The organism is Mesorhizobium sp. B2-5-13 (genome assembly GCF_006440535.1).
Taxonomy (GTDB): domain Bacteria; phylum Pseudomonadota; class Alphaproteobacteria; order Rhizobiales; family Rhizobiaceae; genus Mesorhizobium; species Mesorhizobium salmacidum.
This window is the reverse complement of sequence record NZ_VFUI01000019.1, coordinates 48,963-66,679: the sequence shown is the minus strand read 5'-3', so window position 1 is coordinate 66,679 and position 17,717 is coordinate 48,963. Positions and strand designations below refer to the sequence as shown.

At 64.2% G+C, this 17,717-nt stretch carries 20 protein-coding genes and 1 pseudogene; 8 read left to right on the top strand and 13 right to left on the bottom strand.

The genetic code is table 11. The features are described 5' to 3' along the window. Nucleotides 1–58 precede the first annotated feature (58 nt). Nucleotides 59–655, top strand: coding sequence for a L,D-transpeptidase (locus FJ434_RS24195; RefSeq protein WP_140718558.1), 597 nt, complete (start codon nt 59–61; stop codon nt 653–655). Between the two features lie 91 nt (nt 656–746). On the opposite strand, the gene FJ434_RS24190 is transcribed toward FJ434_RS24195, so the two are convergent. After that, a complete protein-coding gene (locus FJ434_RS24190) occupies nt 747–989 on the bottom strand; it encodes a hypothetical protein (protein ID WP_140751767.1) in 243 nt (80 codons plus the stop codon). A 165-nt stretch (nt 990–1,154) separates the two neighbouring features. Here FJ434_RS24190 and gcvA point away from each other — a divergent pair, with 165 nt between their 5' ends. Further along, nucleotides 1,155–2,087 (top strand): transcriptional regulator GcvA, encoded by a 933-nt coding sequence (gene gcvA, locus FJ434_RS24185; protein WP_140510213.1) that lies wholly within the window; start codon nt 1,155–1,157, stop codon nt 2,085–2,087. 86 nt (nt 2,088–2,173) lie between these two features. Here gcvA and FJ434_RS24180 read toward each other — a convergent pair whose 3' ends face one another. The 7 genes and pseudogenes from FJ434_RS24180 to tsaD form a co-directional block, all read right to left on the bottom strand. Then, entirely contained in the window at nt 2,174–2,923 is a 750-nt protein-coding gene (locus tag FJ434_RS24180) for a glycosyltransferase family 25 protein (RefSeq protein ID WP_140751769.1), read from the bottom strand. A 9-nt stretch (nt 2,924–2,932) separates the two neighbouring features. Next, complete coding sequence (locus FJ434_RS24175) at nt 2,933–3,349, bottom strand: DUF1761 domain-containing protein (protein ID WP_140510216.1); 417 nt, start codon at nt 3,347–3,349, stop codon at nt 2,933–2,935. Between the two features lie 21 nt (nt 3,350–3,370). Beyond that, nucleotides 3,371–4,094: pseudogene (locus tag FJ434_RS24170) on the bottom strand (methyltransferase). Beyond that, nucleotides 4,049–4,474 (bottom strand): EVE domain-containing protein, encoded by a 426-nt coding sequence (locus tag FJ434_RS24165; protein WP_140510219.1) that lies wholly within the window; start codon nt 4,472–4,474, stop codon nt 4,049–4,051. Before FJ434_RS24165 ends, FJ434_RS24170 begins: the two are co-directional and overlap by 46 nt. 40 nt (nt 4,475–4,514) lie before the next feature. Continuing rightward, nucleotides 4,515–4,811: a YciI-like protein gene (locus tag FJ434_RS24160; RefSeq protein WP_140510221.1), complete on the bottom strand. Its 297-nt coding sequence runs from the start codon at nt 4,809–4,811 to the stop codon at nt 4,515–4,517. A gap of 31 nt (nt 4,812–4,842) precedes the next feature. Continuing rightward, nucleotides 4,843–5,865, bottom strand: coding sequence for an NAD(P)H-dependent glycerol-3-phosphate dehydrogenase (locus FJ434_RS24155; RefSeq protein ID WP_140751771.1), 1,023 nt, complete (start codon nt 5,863–5,865; stop codon nt 4,843–4,845). Continuing rightward, entirely contained in the window at nt 5,862–6,947 is a 1,086-nt protein-coding gene (gene tsaD / locus FJ434_RS24150) for a tRNA (adenosine(37)-N6)-threonylcarbamoyltransferase complex transferase subunit TsaD (protein ID WP_181166090.1), read from the bottom strand. Before tsaD ends, FJ434_RS24155 begins: the two co-directional genes overlap by 4 nt. A gap of 103 nt (nt 6,948–7,050) precedes the next feature. Here tsaD and hemC point away from each other — a divergent pair, with 103 nt between their 5' ends. The 6 genes from hemC (at nt 7,051) to FJ434_RS24120 (ending at nt 13,147) form a co-directional block, all read left to right on the top strand. Beyond that, complete coding sequence (hemC, locus tag FJ434_RS24145; RefSeq protein ID WP_140751775.1) at nt 7,051–7,989, top strand: hydroxymethylbilane synthase; 939 nt, start codon at nt 7,051–7,053, stop codon at nt 7,987–7,989. 2 nt (nt 7,990–7,991) lie between these two features. Next, nucleotides 7,992–8,708 carry a uroporphyrinogen-III synthase gene (locus FJ434_RS24140; protein WP_140751777.1) on the top strand — a complete coding sequence of 239 codons (717 nt, stop codon included), beginning with the start codon at nt 7,992–7,994 and terminating at the stop codon, nt 8,706–8,708. A gap of 110 nt (nt 8,709–8,818) precedes the next feature. Beyond that, complete coding sequence (locus tag FJ434_RS24135; protein WP_140751779.1) at nt 8,819–10,294, top strand: COG4223 family protein; 1,476 nt, start codon at nt 8,819–8,821, stop codon at nt 10,292–10,294. A 10-nt stretch (nt 10,295–10,304) separates the two neighbouring features. Continuing rightward, entirely contained in the window at nt 10,305–11,897 is a 1,593-nt protein-coding gene (locus FJ434_RS24130; protein ID WP_140751781.1) for a heme biosynthesis protein HemY, read from the top strand. 35 nt (nt 11,898–11,932) lie between these two features. Further along, on the top strand, nt 11,933–12,412 hold the full coding sequence (locus FJ434_RS24125) for a TerB family tellurite resistance protein (RefSeq protein WP_140510233.1): 480 nt from the start codon (nt 11,933–11,935) through the stop codon (nt 12,410–12,412). 18 nt (nt 12,413–12,430) lie between these two features. Then, on the top strand, nt 12,431–13,147 hold the full coding sequence (locus FJ434_RS24120) for a glutamine amidotransferase (protein WP_140751783.1): 717 nt from the start codon (nt 12,431–12,433) through the stop codon (nt 13,145–13,147). Between the two features lie 169 nt (nt 13,148–13,316). Here the strand turns inward: FJ434_RS24120 and FJ434_RS24115 are convergent, their stop codons facing one another. From FJ434_RS24115 to FJ434_RS24095, 5 genes are all read right to left on the bottom strand, one after another. Continuing rightward, nucleotides 13,317–13,547, bottom strand: coding sequence for a hypothetical protein (locus tag FJ434_RS24115; protein ID WP_140510236.1), 231 nt, complete (start codon nt 13,545–13,547; stop codon nt 13,317–13,319). A gap of 73 nt (nt 13,548–13,620) precedes the next feature. Next, entirely contained in the window at nt 13,621–14,859 is a 1,239-nt protein-coding gene (locus tag FJ434_RS24110; RefSeq protein WP_140751785.1) for an MFS transporter, read from the bottom strand. Between the two features lie 159 nt (nt 14,860–15,018). Further along, nucleotides 15,019–16,119, bottom strand: coding sequence for an aminotransferase class I/II-fold pyridoxal phosphate-dependent enzyme (locus FJ434_RS24105; RefSeq protein ID WP_140751787.1), 1,101 nt, complete (start codon nt 16,117–16,119; stop codon nt 15,019–15,021). Nucleotides 16,120–16,331: 212 nt separating this feature from the next. Then, nucleotides 16,332–16,796 carry a MucR family transcriptional regulator gene (locus tag FJ434_RS24100; protein WP_027144591.1) on the bottom strand — a complete coding sequence of 155 codons (465 nt, stop codon included), beginning with the start codon at nt 16,794–16,796 and terminating at the stop codon, nt 16,332–16,334. A gap of 208 nt (nt 16,797–17,004) precedes the next feature. After that, the gene (locus FJ434_RS24095; protein WP_140751789.1) at nt 17,005–17,709 is read right to left on the bottom strand and encodes an ROK family protein; all 705 of its coding nucleotides are present in this window, start codon (nt 17,707–17,709) and stop codon (nt 17,005–17,007) included. Nucleotides 17,710–17,717: the final 8 nt, after the last annotated feature.

Below are 17,717 nucleotides of genomic sequence, written 5' to 3'. Positions count from 1 at the left end.
AATTCAGTTGACCGCTGCGTATTTATGCGGAAGCTTGCCGGCACAATAGCCGATCACAGTGATTTGTTCCGTGGCACGATCATACAAGAAAAAACGCGATCGCAATGCAGCCGGCGCAATTTTGGCAAAACGGCTGCGCGTGATGACCGTGCGGGCGAGGCCCGGCCACCCAAGCCAGGGCCTGCTGCAGGCCGGCAAAACGGTGTTTGCCTGCGCGCTGGGGCGTGGCGGCATCTCGTCCGGCAAGCGGGAAGGCGACGGCGCAACGCCGCTCGCTTCGATGCGCATCCTGGCGGGCTATTTTCGGGGGGATCAGTTTGCCGCCGGCCGCAGGACGCGGCTGGCGATGGCGCCGATCGGGCCGGATCTCGGCTGGTGCGAGGTCCCAGACGACCGCAATTATAACAGGCCGGTCAAGATGCCCTATGGCGCCAGCCACGAACGCATGCGGCGCGACGACCGGCTCTATGACGCCTGCCTGGTGCTCGACTGGAACATCGCGCCGCGCCGCCGCGGGCGCGGCAGCGCCATCTTCTTCCACCTGGCGCGTCCCGGCTTCACGCCGACGGAAGGTTGTGTGGCGGTCACCGCGCGCACGATGGCGCGGCTTTTGCCGCTGCTGTCGGACCGGACGGTGGTGAGGGTGGTGAGATAGGGGAATAGGGGAATAGGGGAATAGGGGAATAGGGGATGGGAAGTCTTCAGGAGCAGCAGACACGCCCAAGCCGCATCATAATGCTACTCCCTTATCCCTTCCTGTTTCGCTGCCAGCCGATGTCTAGAAGGCCCAGCCGGCCGGTCTCGCGGTCCATGGCGCGGGTGATGTCCTTGCGGGCGGCGCCGATATCGCGCAACTGGCGATCGGACAGATCCTCGACGTCCTGGTGGCCAAGATTGACCGCGACCCTGGCCTGCCGCAGCCAATCACGGACAGCCGACAGCCAGCCCGGCCGGGCGATGTAGGCAGGGTGAAGAACGATGTGAGACATGATGGGATCCGTATTCTCCGGACATCAAATCCGGTTTGATGGTGTTTTGATGTTGCAATGATGCCGGATTGAAAAACAAACGGGAAACGAGTAGTTCTTTTCTCATCGTCAAGTTTTATTTGAGGATTGAGGCTCCATGGACCGCTTCGATCGGGCCGCGCGCTGATGGCAGCCCTCTTGCCTGGAACACGGGCGCTCAGGACGCTGGAGGCGGCGGCCCGGCACCTCAATTTCACCCGAGCCGCCGACGAGCTCGGCCTGACGCCCGCCGCCGTCAGCCACCAGATCAAGGAAATCGAGGATCAGCTCGGCATCGTGCTGTTCACCCGCACCAGCCGCACCATCCGTCTGACGGAAGCGGGCACGGTGCTGTACGAGGCGGCGACCGACACGCTCGACCTGCTTGGCCGGGCCGTGATGCGGGCGCGCAAATTGGCGCGCGGCACGGAATTCCTGAAGGTGACGCTGGACGCGCAGTTCGCGGCGAAATGGCTGATGCGGCGTGTCGAGAATTTCCGCAAGCAGCGGCCGGGCATCGAACTCAGGTTCGACATTGCCTATGGCTTGCGCGATTTCGATCTTGACGACGTCGATGTCGGCATCCGCTTCGGCGCCGGCAAATATCCAGGACTCTGCGCGCATCGCCTGTTCGACAACATCATTATTCCGGTATGCAGTCCGGGCCTCCTGGCATCTGGGCCGCCCCTGCGCGAGCCGCGCGACCTGTTCAACCACACGCTTGCCCATATCGAATGGGCCCGCCAGGGCGTGACCTGGCCGAACTGGCGCATGTGGATGGCGGCGGCCGGCATCAACGATTTCGACGACAGCCGCACCGTCGTCTTCGGCACGTCCACGGATGCTGTCCAGGCGGCGCTCGACGGCAATGCCGTCGCGCTTGCCGATTTCGCCATGGTGGCGAACGACCTGTCCGAGGGCCGGCTTGTGCGGCCCTTCGAACTCAGCATCAGGGTTGCGCCGGAATTCGCCTATTTCCTGGTCTATCCCCAGGCCATGGCGGACGATCCCCGTATCGTCGCGTTCCGCGAATGGATCCTCGAGGAAGTTGCCAGGACGCGGACGGCGGACAAGGTCTAATCTCTTGTCTTATGCGTTCCCCAGGGAAGCGCTACGCGCTTTTCCCGGGAAAACCACGACGCATTTTTCCTGGAATTGCTCCGCGCTCAGGACCGGGCGTTGTGGCCGAAGATCATCCTTGTGTATTTCTTCCATTTCCATTTCAGCTTCTTGTACAGAAGCGGGTGCTTTTTGCCGGCGACGGAAGTCTGGAAAGCGCCGTTTTCGCTGCCTTGCTCGGCAATTGGCCGCTCGAACCACAGCATCTCAATGCCCAGTTTTTCGTCCATCTGCTCGATCTGGTGGTCGATCACGGTGTATATTTTGTGCTGATCGATCCAGGCACAACGGGCTTCGGCGACCGGACGGGTGATGAGATAGGAATCCGCGCACCTGGCATGCAGTGCCGGGTAGAGCCTCTGACCCCTGCGCAATTTCCAGCTCGGCGTGTAGTAGTTGCTGCCGTTGCCGAAATAGATGACGGCCTTGCGCATCGGGCTGCCGAGTTCGGCCAGCCCTTGCCGGAATTTGGCGACGAAGTCGCGCGCGAGGAAGACGTCATCCTCGAACACCAGGCAATAGGGCAGGTCGGTTTCGAGGAAGTCGCGCCATATACCGACATGCTTCAGCGCCAGAGAGACCTGCGCCGGGTGGACAAAATCGGGAGCGACCAATTCAGCACGAATCTCCGAGGTGATATCTGGCTTGTCCCAGTCCGTGTAAAAGTAGACGGGCACGCCGCGCCGCTCAAACTCGCGGACAATGTGGCGGCGGCGTTCGTCATAGCCATGCTTGACGTGGCAGATCCGGGTGAACACCAGGTCGCGGGGAAATCCGGATTCATCCGTCGTCGTCAAAGCGTTATCTCAGCTCGCCGCGGCGCCGAACCAGCCGATCACCGCGCCGATGATCAGCAGCACGCCCAGCCAATGGCCGCCGTCGATGAGGGTCAGGTCCCAGCCGAAATTCTCATAGCGATGGTTGACCGACAGCGTCGTGGCGACGAAACCCAGCCAAAGCACGAAGCCGAAGATCAGGCCGGCGAGCCAGGTCGGCTCACCACCCGTCATCGCGCCGACGACCAGGGCCATGATGTAGGCCATCAGCAGCTCGGCGATGAAGGAGATGACGAAGGGCAGCGGCGATTTCTTCATCGTCGCCGGATCGAGCTTGACGGCCTTCAGCCAGGGCTTGCTCAACGCCATGTACCAGGCGGCGCCGAACAGCCATGCGACGACGGCGGCGGCAACCACCGCGATCCAGTTCACTGCTGAAAAATCCACGAGTTCCCCTCCTGTGCGGCTTTATGGAAACGCCTGTTCGGCGATGGCGTCAAGCAGTCGCCACACGGTCGTGCGCTTGACTTCGGCATCCTCGAGCGCCCTTGTCACCGGCACCTGGTAGACGCCAAGCGGCTCCAGCCCCGATCGCGGCAGATAGGACCGGCCGGGATCGCCGACGAGGACCTCGGCGCCACGCCGTTTGAGCGCCGAAAACCACGGCATCAGCCGGTCGGCGAAGGGTTTGTCGTAGAAGACATCGCCAGCCAGGATCACATCCCAATCCGCATCGGTGCCGATACAGTCCGTGCCGAGGAATTTGTTCACGACGCCATTGGCGTCGCTGTTGAGCCGGATCGCGGTGGCGCAGAACGGGTCTATATCGGCAGCGGTTATCTCGGCAGCCCCCGCCCTGGCGGCGGCGATGGCGACGAGCCCGGCCCGAGGCGAAGTCGAGCACGCGCTTGCCTCGCACTGTGTCAGGATTGTCGATGACGTAGCGGGCGAGGCCCTGGCCGCCGGCCCAGGCGAAAGCCCAGAAGGGTGGCGGCAGGCCGATCTCGACCAGTTCATCCTCGGTCCGCTGCCAAAGATCATGCGCTTCGTCGGCGAGGTGGAGAAGAATCTCCGGTACATGCGGCGGTGCCATCAGCGCCGTGTTGTCGAGGATGAACTGCCTGGCGCTGTCGGGGGTGAGTGCCGTCACGGCGCAGGCGTCAGGCCGCCCATGCGGCAGACTTCCTTCCATTCGGCCGGGGTCACCGGCTGCACGGAAAGCCGTCCGAGCCGCACCAGCGCCATCTCGGCCAGTTTTGGATTGGCCTTGACTTCTTCCAGCGTCGGCGGGTTCGGCATGTCCCTGACGGCACGGATGTCGACACACTCCCAGCGCGGATCATCGGATGTGGTGTCGGGATGGGCCAGCGCGCAGACCTCGGCGATGCCGACCACGTTCAGCCCCTCGTTGGAATGGTAGAAGAAGCCGAGATCGCCGATCTGCATGGCCTGCATGTTGTTGCGGGCGGCGTAGTTGCGCACGCCGTCCCATTGCGTGCCGGCGTTGCCCTTGGCCTTCAACGCCTCGAAGGAGAAAACCGAGGGTTCGGATTTGAACAGCCAGTAGTTCATTTTCTCTCCTCCTTGCGACCCCGTCGCGGGCGACCGGAAATTAACTAGCCGCCGGCTTGTTGAACGTCCAGTTCCACTGGCGGATTTCGACGCTTTCGAACAGGCCGGCCTTGGCATAGGGGTCAGCGGCCGACAGGGCCTGTGCGCCTGCCAGATCGGGCGCCTCGACGACAACGAGGCTGCCGTTTGACTTGCCGTCGGCGTCGAGGAACGGACCGGCAAAGGCCAGCTTCTTGTCGCTGTTCAGCCCTTCGAGGAAGGCGACATGCTCGGGCCGCGTGTCGAGGCGCACCTGCAGGCTTCCGGGCTTGTCCTTGCAAATCAGAGCAAACAGCATGGTCTTTCTCCTGGGTGGTTGGATCAGGGGATCAATCGTTGGTTTCGGTCTTCAGCGGCCGGGTCATCAGGGCCGTCACGGCCTGGCCGATGGTGATCCCGCCGTCCAGTATGGCGGCCACGGCGGCGATGATCGGCGCATCGATATTGCGCTCGGCGGCGATGCGGGCGGCGATCGCCGCGGTCGGCACGCCCTCGGCCAGCGGCAGTCCGGAAAGCGCCTTGCCTTGCCCGAGCGCCAGCCCATAGGCGAAATTGCGCGATTGCGTCGACGAGCAAGTGAGCAGCAGGTCGCCAAGGCCGGAAAGCCCCATCAGGGTCTCGGGCCTGGCGCCGAAGGCGGCACCGATGCGGCGCAGCTCGACGAAGCCGCGCGTGACCATGGCGGCCTGCGCGCTGGCGCCGAGCCCGGCACCGGTGACAGCGCCGGCGGCGATGGCGAAGACGTTCTTCAAGGCGCCGCCGATTTCGACACCGATCAGGTCGTCGCTCGAATAGCAGCGCAGGTTTTCAGCCGAGAAACGGGCGGCAAGGTCGGCCGCTAGGGCCTCGTCGCCGGCAGCCACAACCACCGCCGTCGGCAGGCCGCGGGCGACATCGTTGGCGAAGCTTGGCCCCGACAGGGCGGCGACCGGGTTTCGCGGCAGGATTTCCGCAGCGATTGCCGACAGCAAGGCACCGGTGCCGCGCTCGATGCCCTTGGCGCAAAGCACGAGTGGAATGCCAGCCGGCATATGATCCTTCGCGGCCGCCAGGGTCGCCCGCAACGCTTGCGCAGGCGTCACCGCCAGCACGCAATCGGTCCCGGCAAGCGCTGCCTCGATGTCGCTCGTCGCGTCTATACCGGGCGCGATGGCAATGCCCGGGAGATAACGCGGGTTCTCGCCACGACCGATCGAGGCCACGGTTTCAGGGTCACGCGCGAACAGCCGTACCGAGTGGCCGGCGCGCAGCATGGCCAGCGCCAGCGCCGTGCCCCAAGCGCCGCCGCCGAGCACGGCGACACGCCAGCCGCTTTTGCCGGGGTCCGCGCTCTTCATGGCTTTGTCAGTCATGCCTTGGCTCCGCGCCGGCCGGAGCCGACCATTGGCGTCGAGACGCTATCCAGCGGCCAGCGCGAGCGTGGCACGAAATCGAAGCCGTTCTCCTGCGCCATGCCTTCGCGCAGCCGCTCAATGCCGGCCCAGGCGATCATCGCGGCATTGTCGGTGCACAATTTCAGCGGCGGCGCGACGAAGGTGAAACCATTCTCGGTACATAGCCGCTCCAGCGTCGCCTTGATGGCGCAGTTGGCGGCGACGCCGCCGGCGACGACCAGCGCCGGGTTTTTGGTGCCAGGGAATGTCTTGCGAAAGCGTGCCAGGGCGCGAGAAACGCGGTCGGCCAGCGCATCGGCGACCGCCGCCTGGAATGAGGCGCAGATGTCGGCGACATCCTGGTCGCTCAAGGGCTCGATCGCGGTTGCCGCCTGGCGCACGGCGGTCTTCAAACCGGAAAAGGAGAAATCGGGCTGGGCCGAGCCTTTCATCGGCCGCGGAAAGGCAAAGCGCGAGGCATTGCCCGACAGCGCCGCCTTTTCGACATTGGGACCGCCGGGATAGGGCAGGCCGAGCATTTTGGCGGTCTTATCAAAGGCTTCGCCGAGCGCGTCGTCGATGGTGGTGGCCCAGCGCTGGTAGTCGCCGACGCCGCGCACGGCGAGGATCTGCGTGTGACCGCCGGAGACCAGCAGCAAGAGATAGGGGAATTCCAGGCCGTCGGTCAGCCGCGCCGTCAAGGCGTGGCCTTCGAGGTGATTGACGGCGATCAGCGGCTTGCCGGCCGCCGCCGCGATAGCCTTGGCCGTCATCAGGCCGACAATCAGCCCGCCGACGAGGCCCGGCCCGGCGGTCGCGGCGATGGCATCGATATCGGCAAGCGCCACGCCCGAATCGGCGAGTGCCGCCTCGACGATGCCGTCCAGCGCCTCGACATGCGCGCGCGCGGCGATCTCCGGCACGACACCGCCGAAGGCGGCATGCTCCTCGATCTGGGAGAGCACGATATTGGACAGGATTTTCGGCGCGGCATCGCCCTCCAGCGCCACGACGCTGGCGGCGGTCTCGTCGCAACTCGTCTCAATGCCCAGAACGCGGATCAATTCGTCGCTATCCCAAGAGATTGTTTATGAGGCTATTCCCCATTAGGAAAAGGCCGGCAAGACCTCGATTTCGCTCGGGGGTTATCACGGACCGCGCGCCATGCAAACTTTGAAAATCGGAACACGGAAAATCGGAACACGCGGCAGCCCGCTGGCGCTCGCCCAGGCGCATGAGACGCGTGTACGGCTAATGAAAGCGCATGGCCTTCCCGAGCAGGCGTTTGAAGTGGTGCCCATCTCGACCAGCGGCGACCGTATTCAGGACCGGCCACTGTCGGAGGCCGGCGGCAAGGGCCTGTTCACCAAGGAAATCGAGGAAGCGCTGCTCGATGGTCGTATAGACATCGCCGTGCATTCGTCGAAGGACATGCCGACGATGCTTCCTGACGGACTGGAGCTCTCCACTTTCCTGCCGCGCGAAGACGCGCGCGACGCTTTCATAGGCAAGGCGGTCAAGCGGATCGCCGATCTGCCGCATGGCGCCAAGATCGGATCGTCGTCGCTCCGTCGCCAGGCGCTGATCCGCCGGATGCGGCCGGATTTCGAGGTGGTGATGTTCCGCGGCAATGTGCAGACGAGGCTGCGCAAGCTGGATGAAGGCATCGCCGAGGGCACCATCCTCGCCTATGCCGGGCTGAAGCGGCTCGGGCTCGAAGGCGTGGTCACCGACCTGATGCCGCTGGAGGATTTTCCGCCGGCGCCGGGACAAGGCGCGATCGGCATCGAAACACGCGTCGGCGACCGTGGTATCGAGAATATGCTGGCGGCGATCCATCATGCGCCGACCGGCCAGGCCTTGGCCTGCGAGCGCGCGTTTCTCGCCGCGCTCGACGGCTCGTGCCGCACACCGATCGCCGGCCATGCGACGGTATCAGGCGGGAAACTGTCCTTTGCCGGGCTGATCATCTCGCCCGACGGCACGGAGTGGCATGACGTCCGGCTGGAAGGCGAGGCCGCGGACGCAGCGGAAATTGGGGCTGATGCCGCACGGACAGTTCGCGCCAGGGCCGGCGAAAAGTTCTTCGACGGTTGGCTCTGAAAATGCTCCGGGTCCTGGTCACCAGACCGGAGCCGGGTGCGTCGCGCACGGCGCGAAAGCTGGAGGAGATGGGTTTTGAGCCTCTTCTGCTGCCATTGACGGAGACGATGGCACTGCCGGTCGATGCCAGGGCGGTTCCGAACGACGTGGCCGCCGTTGCCATCACCAGCGCTAATGCGGTGCGCCATGCCCCTGGAGATCTGATGGCGGTGCTATCCAACCTGCCTTGCCATGCTGTCGGCAAGAGGACAGCGGAGGCGGCGCGCGACGCAGGCTTTCTCTCGGTCAGCGAGGGGCCTGGCGATGCCGAGGCGCTGGCCGCGGGCATGGGAATCGCGTTTTCCGGTAAAGCGCTCGTCTATCTCTGTGGGCGCGTGCGGTTTCCCGCCTTCGAACAGAAGCTGGAAGCTGCTCATGTCCAGGTCCATGCCGTCGAGACTTATGACACGATAGCGGTAAGCTATTCGGACGAAGCGATTCTTCCGCTGATATCAGGCCAATCCGTCGATGCGGTGCTGCTCTATTCGGCCAAGGCCGCTGCCGCGATGCAGGTCCTGGCCAGCCGGCCCGCCCTGCAAAAGGTCTTTGAAAAGACGCGGGTTTTTGTCCTTTCCGCGCGCATCGCCGCCGCCTTCGGCGATAGTGCCGGCAAAGCAATCCGCGTCGCCGCACGAGCCGACGAGGAGGCGCTGCTGGCACTTTTGCGGGCACGGCCCTGACCCGCGTCATCACACCGCCCCTTTTCACCGCTTGGTGATGTGCTAGACCCTTTCTGAACCATCACGCGCCGCCGGGCGTTGAGACGAAGCGAATTTTGCGGAGCCCATGCATGGTCAAGACGCCGAAGATGCGACACTCGAAAGGCCGCCGCGAGCCGGTGACCATCGACCTCGATCCGGGCGCCGTCTCACGCATCGTCGACGGGGATGCCGCCAAGGATATTGCCCAGACGGACGAGGCGAAGGCCGAGGAAGCAGCGAATGCCTCACGGCCAGAGCCCCCGGAAGAGCCGGTGCATGCCGATCAAGCGGATCTCGAACCCTGGGAGCATGGCGATGCCGCCGGGCAGTCTGGCACGGATTCGCCACCGCATGCCGAGGCCAAGACCGCCGAGCCGGAAATGCCTTATCCCGGTTCGGATACTCCCGCCAATCGCGCCAAGGCTTCCGATTATAATTTTGAGGATGCAACCGCCAAAACCGCCGAGACCAAGGCGGCTTCCGGAAAAGCCGACGCAAGGAGCGAACCGATGACAGTGCAGCCGAAGCGGGGCGGCCTCAACGGCGTCGCCGCCGGCATCATCGGTGGTATCATCGCGCTGGTCGGTGCCGGCGGCCTGCAATTTGCCGGCCTACTCGGCGCGCCGGGATCCGCTCCCGGTGCCTCGCTCGCTGGTGTCAATGGCGAGATTGCCTCGTTGAAGAGCGAAATCGCGGACATGAGGGAAGCCGGCAACAACAATGGTGCGTCGGCCAGGGTCGATGGCCTGTCGTCGGGGCTCGACCAGGTCAAGAGCGATGTCGCGGCGCTGAAATCGGCGGTCGAACAGGGCGGCGCCGGCGACAATGCCGGGCTTGCAGCACTTGGCGACAAGGTCAAACAGATCGAAACCACGGTGGCGGCCCTCGGCAAGGCCGGCAGCACGGCACCGGTCGACCTTGCCCCGCTCAACGAAAAAATGGCGGGTCTCGATGCGCTGGTGAAGTCGACGAGCGAGGCGGCGAAGGCGCAGGAAGGCCGGCTCGCCGCGCTCGAAAAGTCGGTGTCGCAGCTTTCCGGCAAGGTCGATGCACAGGCATCGCAGCCGAAGGTCGCGCTCGCCATCGCGGCTTCGGCGCTGAAGGCCGCGCTCGATCGCGGCGCGCCGTTTTCGGCCGAACTCGATACGCTGGCCGCGATTTCGCCTGATGCGCCGCAGCTCGCGACATTGCGCCCCTATGCCGAAAAAGGCGTGCCGACCCGCACCGAGATCGCCTCGCAGATGGATGCGGCCGCCAATGCCATGATCGCAGCGGCCACGCCGGCCGACCAGAATGCCGGCTTCCTGCAGAACCTGATGTCGAGCGCCGAATCGCTGGTCAAGGTCCGGCCGATCGGTGCCGTCGAAGGCGCCGGCGCACCGGAAACCGTGGCGCGCATGGAGGTTGCGGTCACTCAGGGCGACTATGCCAAGGCGCTCAGCGAATATGACACGTTGCCGCAAGCCGTGAAGGCCGCGGGCGCCGACTTTGCCGGCAAACTGAAAGCCCGCATCGAGGTCGAAACCCAGGTCGACGCACTGATCTCCGGCGCGATGAAGGCATGAGGGCAACACGATGATCCGCCTGCTCGCCTTCCTCATCGTCGTCTTCGCGCTCGGGCTGGGCTTTGCGTGGCTGGCCGACAGGCCCGGCGACATGGTCGTCACCTTCAACGGCTACCAATACCAGGTGAGCCTGATGGTGGCGGCGGTGGCCGTCGTTGCCGTCGTTGCGGCGGTGATGATCGTCTGGTGGCTCATCAAGTCGCTGTGGAACAGCCCCTACACCATCTCGCGCTATTTCCGCGTGCGCCGCCGTGACCGTGGCTATCAGGCGCTGTCGACCGGCATGATCGCCGCCGGTGCCGGCGACGGGGCGCTGGCCCGCAAGAAGACCAAGGAAGCGGCCAAGCTGATACGCTCCGACCAGGAGCCGCTGATCCATCTGCTCGAGGCGCAGGCATCGCTGCTCGAAGGCGATCATGAAGGCGCGCGCCAAAAGTTCGAGAGCATGCTCGACGACCCCGAAATGCGGCTGCTTGGCCTGCGAGGGCTTTACCTGGAGGCTGAGCGGCTGGGCGACCGCAACGCAGCCCGGCACTATGCCGGCCGCGCCGCCGCCGTGGCGCCGCAACTGGCCTGGGCAGCCGAATCGACGTTGGAGGAGCTGACCGCGCGCGGCGACTGGGACGGGGCGCTGAAACTGGTCGATGCGCAGAAGTCGACGCGGCAAATCGAACGCGACGCCGCCAAACGCCGCCGCGCCGTGCTGTTGACCGCCAAAGCGCAGTCGCTCGCCGATAGCGATCCCGCCGCTGCCAGGACAGCGGCGCTCGAGGCTAACAGACTGCAGCCGGATTTCGCCCCCGCCGCCGTTGCCGCCGCCGCGGCCCTGTTCAAGCAGAACGACGTACGCAAGGGCTCGAAGATCCTCGAAGCAGCATGGAAGGCCGAGCCGCATCCCGAAATCGCGGAGCTCTATACCCATGCAAGGCCGGGTGACGCCGTATTTGATCGGCTCAACCGGGCAAAGAGGCTGCAGGAGATGAAGAAGAACCACGCCGAATCGTCGATGACGGTGGCGCGTGCCGCGCTCGACGCGCAGGATTTGTCGACCGCCAGGCGCGAGGCCGAAGCCGCGATCCGCATGGATCGCCGCGAGGGTGCCTATCTGCTCCTTGCCGATATCGAGGAGGCCGAGACCGGCGACCAGGGCAAGGTGCGGCAGCTGCTCTCCAAGGCGGTTCGGGCGCCGCGCGATCCGGCCTGGGTGGCAGACGGCGTCGTCTCCGAGCGCTGGGCGCCGGTATCGCCGGTTACCGGCCGTCTCGACGCCTTCGAATGGCGCGCGCCGATGGAGCGGCTTGGCCAACTGATCGACAGCCGCGATGAGCCGGATGCCTCGGTAGTGGCCATCGAGGCCCCGGCGAGGCCGGAAAAGCCGGTCGACGTGATCGACCATGCCGCCTCGGGCAACGAGGCGACGGGCAAGGACGCCGAAAGCCGCGAGGATCATGTCACCCCGGTCACGGCAGCCGCCTTTGCCGCGGTGCCGGCCGATGCCGAGGCCGTCGAGCCGGCGGAAGAACTGGCGCGCCTGCCGGACGATCCAGGCGTCGATCCGGACGACGAGGCGGAAAAGTCGCCACGCCGGTTCCGGCTGTTTTGATTTGGGCCGGCCATCGGGCCGTTGGGAATGAATCGATGTTCGAGCGCGTTCTGTCGTTTCTCAGGGATTTGCCGGCTGGCTCCGCCAGCCATACCAGCACGGACGACCCGCGCGTCGCGGCTTCGGCGCTGCTCTACCATGTGATGAATGCCGACGGGGTTCGCCAGGATGTCGAGTGGGAGCGGTTCAAGGCGGTGCTGGCGCAGAGCTATTCGATCAACGGTGCCGAACTCGAAGCGCTGGCCGCCGCAGGCGAGCGCGCCGACAACGAGGCGATCGATCTCTACGCCTTCACCAGCGTGCTCAAGCGCCATCTCGACGCGGAGGGGCGCAAGGCCTTCATCGGCCTGATGTGGGAGATCGTCTATGCCGATGGCGAGCTGCATGAGCTCGAGGACAATACGGTGTGGCGGGTCGCCGAGCTGATCGGCGTCGAGCGCCACGACCGGATCGAGGCGCGCCGCAAGGCCGCGGCCGAGGTACCGGGCGCCCGTGGGACGTCAAGCGACGAATAGGCGGGATCTCGTCCAACGATGCCGCCCATAACGAGCCCGAAGCCAAAAATCCTGATTGTGCTGCATCAGGAGAATTCGAGCCCCGGGCGCGTCGGCCACATGTTGCTGGAAGAAGGCTTCGATCTCGACATCCGCCGCCCGCCGCTCGGCGACGCCTTGCCCGAAACACTGGATGGTCATGCCGGCGCGGTGGTGTTCGGCGGGCCGATGAGCGCCAATGACGAGGACGAATTCGTCCGCCGCGAGACCAACTGGCTGGAAATCCCGCTCAGGGAAAACCGGCCACTGCTCGGCATCTGTCTTGGCGCGCAGATGCTGGCCAATCATCTCGGCGGCAAGGTCGAGGGCCATGGTGAAGGGCTGGTCGAGATCGGTTGGTATCCGCTGAAGGCGACCGAGGTCGGCAAGAAACTGATGCACTGGCCCGAAATGGTCTACCAGTTCCACCGCGAGGGTTTTTCGCTGCCGACCGACGCGATGCTGCTGGCCACGAACGAGACCTATCCCAACCAAGCTTTCCGCTACGGCGACAATGCCTGGGGCATCCAGTTCCATGGCGAACTGACCCGGGTGATGATGCAACGCTGGGTGGTGCGCGGCGCCCACCGCTTCGAGCTGCCCGGCGCCCAGCCCGGCCGCGATCATCTCGGCGGCCGGCTGATCTGGGACATGCATTTGAGGCGCTGGCTGGACGAGTTCTTGCGCATGATTTTTGGTGGACCGGTGGCGCGGTAGAGTCGAACCGGTGCTCTGAACGGCCAAATCCGGCCGACTTCCGACCGGCGGCTTTCGGCGCGTGAAACTAGAGCAATTCCAGGAAAAGTGCGTAGCGGTTTTCCATCCGGAATTGCGTGAAGACAAAGAGTTAGAGCGGTTCGGCGATTCCAACAAACACTGAACCGCTCTAGTCCGAAAAGCTCACGCTCACGCCGCGCTGCCGAAAATAAGCCTGCATCAACTTGCGGCCCGAGCGGTTGCTTTGCGCCAATTTGGCAGGATCGAACACCGCCTGTTTTATCCCTTCTCGTGCCAGCGCTGCCTTGAGCGTCGCGATGTGTGCGTCGATGTCGGCATTGTCCGCCCGAAGAGACGCATAGATACTTTCGGTCGCCTCGGCCACAGTCGGTTCGCTCACAGGTGTCGTCCTTTGGTTGGTTGGGCGGGCGGCTTAGCACAGATTCGCTGCCCCGCCGATAGCGATGAAGCCGTCAGTTTCGTCCTTTGAGGTGCCGCACCTTGCGCAGCGCCGGGAATAGATAGGCCCACAGGCCAGCAACCGCGACGGCGCCGACGCCGCCGATGACGACCGCCGGAACCGTGCCGATCAGCGCCGCCATGGTGCCGGCACGGAACTCACCCACTTCGTTGGACGCCCCGACGAAGACCTGGTTGACGGCGTTGACGCGGCCGCGCAGTTCGTCGGGCGTCCACAGCTGGATCAGCGTTTCCCTGATATAGACGCTGAACATGTCGGTGGCGCCGAGGAAGACTAGAGCGACGATAGACAGCCAGGTGAGGGTCGACAGACCGAACAGCACGGTGAAGGCGCCGAACGCCGCCACGAAGCTCAGCATGATCTTGCCGGCGTGGTCGCGGATCGGGTGCCCGGCGAGCCATACCGCGACGCAGATGGCGCCGATGCCCGGCGCCGAGCGCAGCAGGCCGAGGCCCCAGGGGCCGAGCTGCAGAATGTCGCGCGCATAGACCGGCAGCAGTGCCGAGGCGCCGGACAAAAGCACTGCGAACAGATCGAGCGAGATGGCGCCGAGCACGATCTTCTCGCTCCAGATGTAGCGGAAGCCGGCAAATAGTGTTTCCATTGTCGGCTTATCGGTGGCGCTTTGCTGGGCGGGTTTGGGAATGGTGAAGATCAGCAGACCGGCCACCAGCATCAGCACAGAGGCGACGGCGTATGCGGCTTCGGCCGAGACGCCATAGAGCAGGCCGCCGGCGACCGGACCGACAATCGTGGCCGTCTGCCAGGCGGAGGAGTTCCAGGCAATCGCATTGCCGAAATCTTCCGGCGGCACCAGATTGGCGAACAGCGACGACGAGGCCGGTCCGTAAAAGGCGCGCGCCATGCCGAATAGCGCCAGAACGACGAAGATCGGCAGCGGACTGACGAGGCCGCGCAGCGTGAAGTACAGGAGAACGAGCGCACAGGCTGCCTCGACCACCGTTGCCAGCGCCATGATCACCCGGCGGCCGAAGCGGTCGGCGACGGCGCCAGTGACCAGCACCAGCAACAGCGATGGCAGGAACTGGACGATGCCGACGATGCCGAGATCGAACGGATCGCGCGTCAGGTCATAGATCTGCCAGCCGACGGCGACGGAAACGATCATGGTCGCGAAGGTGGTGAGAAAGCGCGCCGTCCAATAGCTGAGGAAGGCTTTGTGCCGGAAAGCGGCGTAACGCTGCTCCGGTAAAGTTTGTTCAGGTATCATGAAGATAGGCCCCGGTTGCTTTGGCATCGGCTGGCGGGGCACTTCCCGGATGGGCGCTGTTCCGGCCAATGGAACTTGATAAAATTCGGCGCGGATATGCGTCAAAAACAGGTCTGGATCAAGGGACTTTCGATCCGCGTCGTCAATCGCACGCGGAAGTTACTGCCGTAGCGCGGCCGAAATCGCGTTCAATCCGCCTCTCAATTCGGCCTCCGTCGGCCAGCCGAAGCCGATGCGGAAGAAGCGCTTTTCCATCTCGAACCAGTGGCCGGGCCCGACATAGGTGCCGTGGTCTTCCAACAGCCTGATATAGAACCGGTCTAGGTCGAAGCCGGACTCGACATCGAGGCGCGGGAAACCGACGACACCGCCCTCAGGCCGTACCCAGTCGACCAGCGGCTCGCGGTCGATCCAGGCCTGGACGATGTCGCGGCGCTTGGCCATTTCGGGAAGCAGCTTTGCCAGAAACGCGTCCCGGCGATCCAGCATGCCGCGCGCAATGCCTTCGTCGATGACGCTGCCGCAGATGCCGATCTGCTCCTTGGCGGCGAGGAATTTTTCCTGGAGGGCTGCATCCCTGGTGATCAGCCAGCCGATGCGGATGCCGGGAATGCCGAAGGCTTTTGACAGCGACGAGACGCTGATGGCCTTTTTGCTCAGGGAAGCCGCCGCTGGCAGGCGCTTGCCATAGGAAAGATCGCGGTAGGTTTCGTCGGCCAGCAAATGGCAGCCACTGGCCTCGACAAGCGCGACCAGCGCGTCGAGATCGGCGCGGCTCATCATGGTCCCGGTCGGGTTGTGCGGGCAAGTAACGCTGATCAGCCTGGTGTTCGGCCGCATCGCTGCCTTGATGCGTTCGACGTCGATGGCAAAGCCTTCCTCGAAAGCCAGGTCCACGAAGCTGATGGCGCAGCCGATCGCCCTCGGCGTTTCAATGTTGGTGGCGTAGTTGGGCCTGATGACGACGAGGTGATCGCCGGCCGACAGCAGCGAGGTCGAGATGATGAACAGCGCACCGGCGGCACCGGCGGTGACCAGCACATCGTCGGTCGAGATGCCGGCATCCTGCGCGGCGATCAGGTCGCGCAACGCCTTGTCGCCGCGGTGCTCGCCGTAAAAGAGCGTCAGGTCGGGCAGCGAGAGGCCGATGTCGGAGAGCTTCTGGTCGGTAATCGAGCTTTCGGAGAGATTGTAGCGGATACGCTCATAACCGTACTCCTCCGGGGCTTCTCTCTCGATTACCATCCTGGTGTAGTTCATCGCTTCCCCTCCGGAGCGGTTCACCGTTTCACGGAAACGGCAAACAGCTCCATCCCCTTTGTCTAGGCGCAATTCCGGACGGAAAACCGTTTCACACTTTTCCTGGAATTGCTCAAAGCTTGTCTGGTTCATCCAAGCCACAAAAGCATGAAGCCTGCCAAGGCGGAATCGCCGGCAGGCTTCAGACAAAACATTGGCTCAGATGAAACCGCTCAGGCCGAAACCTTGGCCTTCCTGCCCTTCGACTTGGCAGGCGCCGGCGCGACGGCCTTGCGGCCGAGCCCGATCGACTTCGCCAGTTCCGAGCGCGAAGCGGCGTAGTTGGGTGCGACCATCGGATAGTCCGACGGCAAGCCCCATTTGGCGCGGTAGGCGTCCGGCGTCAGGCCGAAATGCACGCCGATATGACGCTTCAGCGATTTGAACTTCTTGCCGTCCTCGAGGCAGATGATGAAATCCGGGGTCACCGACTTCTTCGGGTTGACGGCGGGGACCAGCGGTGCCGCCACCGGAGCGACCGGCTGGCCGAGCCCGCTGATCGAGGCGCTGACGCTGGCGATCAGTTCGGGAAGGCCGGACGCAGGCAGGCGGTTCTTCTCGACATAGGCCGATACGATATGGGCCGTCAGTTCGAGAAGGTCGAGGGTTTTGCTGGCGTGGCTGTTTTCGTCGGTCAATCTATTTTCCTCCATCCATGGCGCATGACCTCGAAAATGGGGCCGTTTTCAAAAAGGATGATGCGCAAAATTAAAGTGCGTCGTCTTTGTGCGTCGCGCGCGACGCGATGTAGTGGGGCTGACTTCCTAGTCGGCAAATCTGCACAATGCAATCTATCGGCGCGACATCACACGCCATTTTGAACAACTATACTAAACTGTAATAATATCAGACGATCAGGGCCTTGTCGCGCCACAGACGAAATCCGCCTTCGAAGGCGCGTGTGTTGTCACCGCGCCTGGAGTTGGGGGGCAATTCGTCGAGCTTGTCGACATTGCCGCCGCCGATGACGACATAGTCTGGCTGCAGGGCGGCACGCAGCCGGTTGACGACGTCGAAGACATAGCCGCGCCACTTCTTCTTGCCGCGCTTTACCAGGCCGCGTTCGCCGACATAGTCCTCGAAACTCTGGCCTTTTCTGTAGGGGAGATGGGCGAGTTCCATCGGCTGGCCGACATTGTCGAGGACCATCGCCGCGCCGAGGCCGGTTCCGAGGCCCAGGAACAGCATGCGCCCGCCCTCATAGCTGCCGAGGGCCTGCATCAGCGCATCATTGACCACCTTGACCGGCTTGCCGAACTCAGCGGCGAAATCGAAGCCGGCCCAGCCCTTGCCGAGATTCATGGGGTCAAGCACCGGCTTGTTGTGACGCACAGGGCCCGGATAGCCCATTGAGATGACGTCGTAGGAAAGGTCCTCGGTGAGCTTCTTCACCTTGCCGATCATCTGCCGTGGCGTCAGGTCAGGCCCGGAATCCGCCCGGCGCTCGGTGCCGCCGTCGCTGGTCAGGATCTTGACGTGCGACCCGCCAATATCGATCGAAAGGACGACCTGCCCGGTGTACGACGCAGCCTTCTCAGCCACCTTGGCCATCCTGTCCT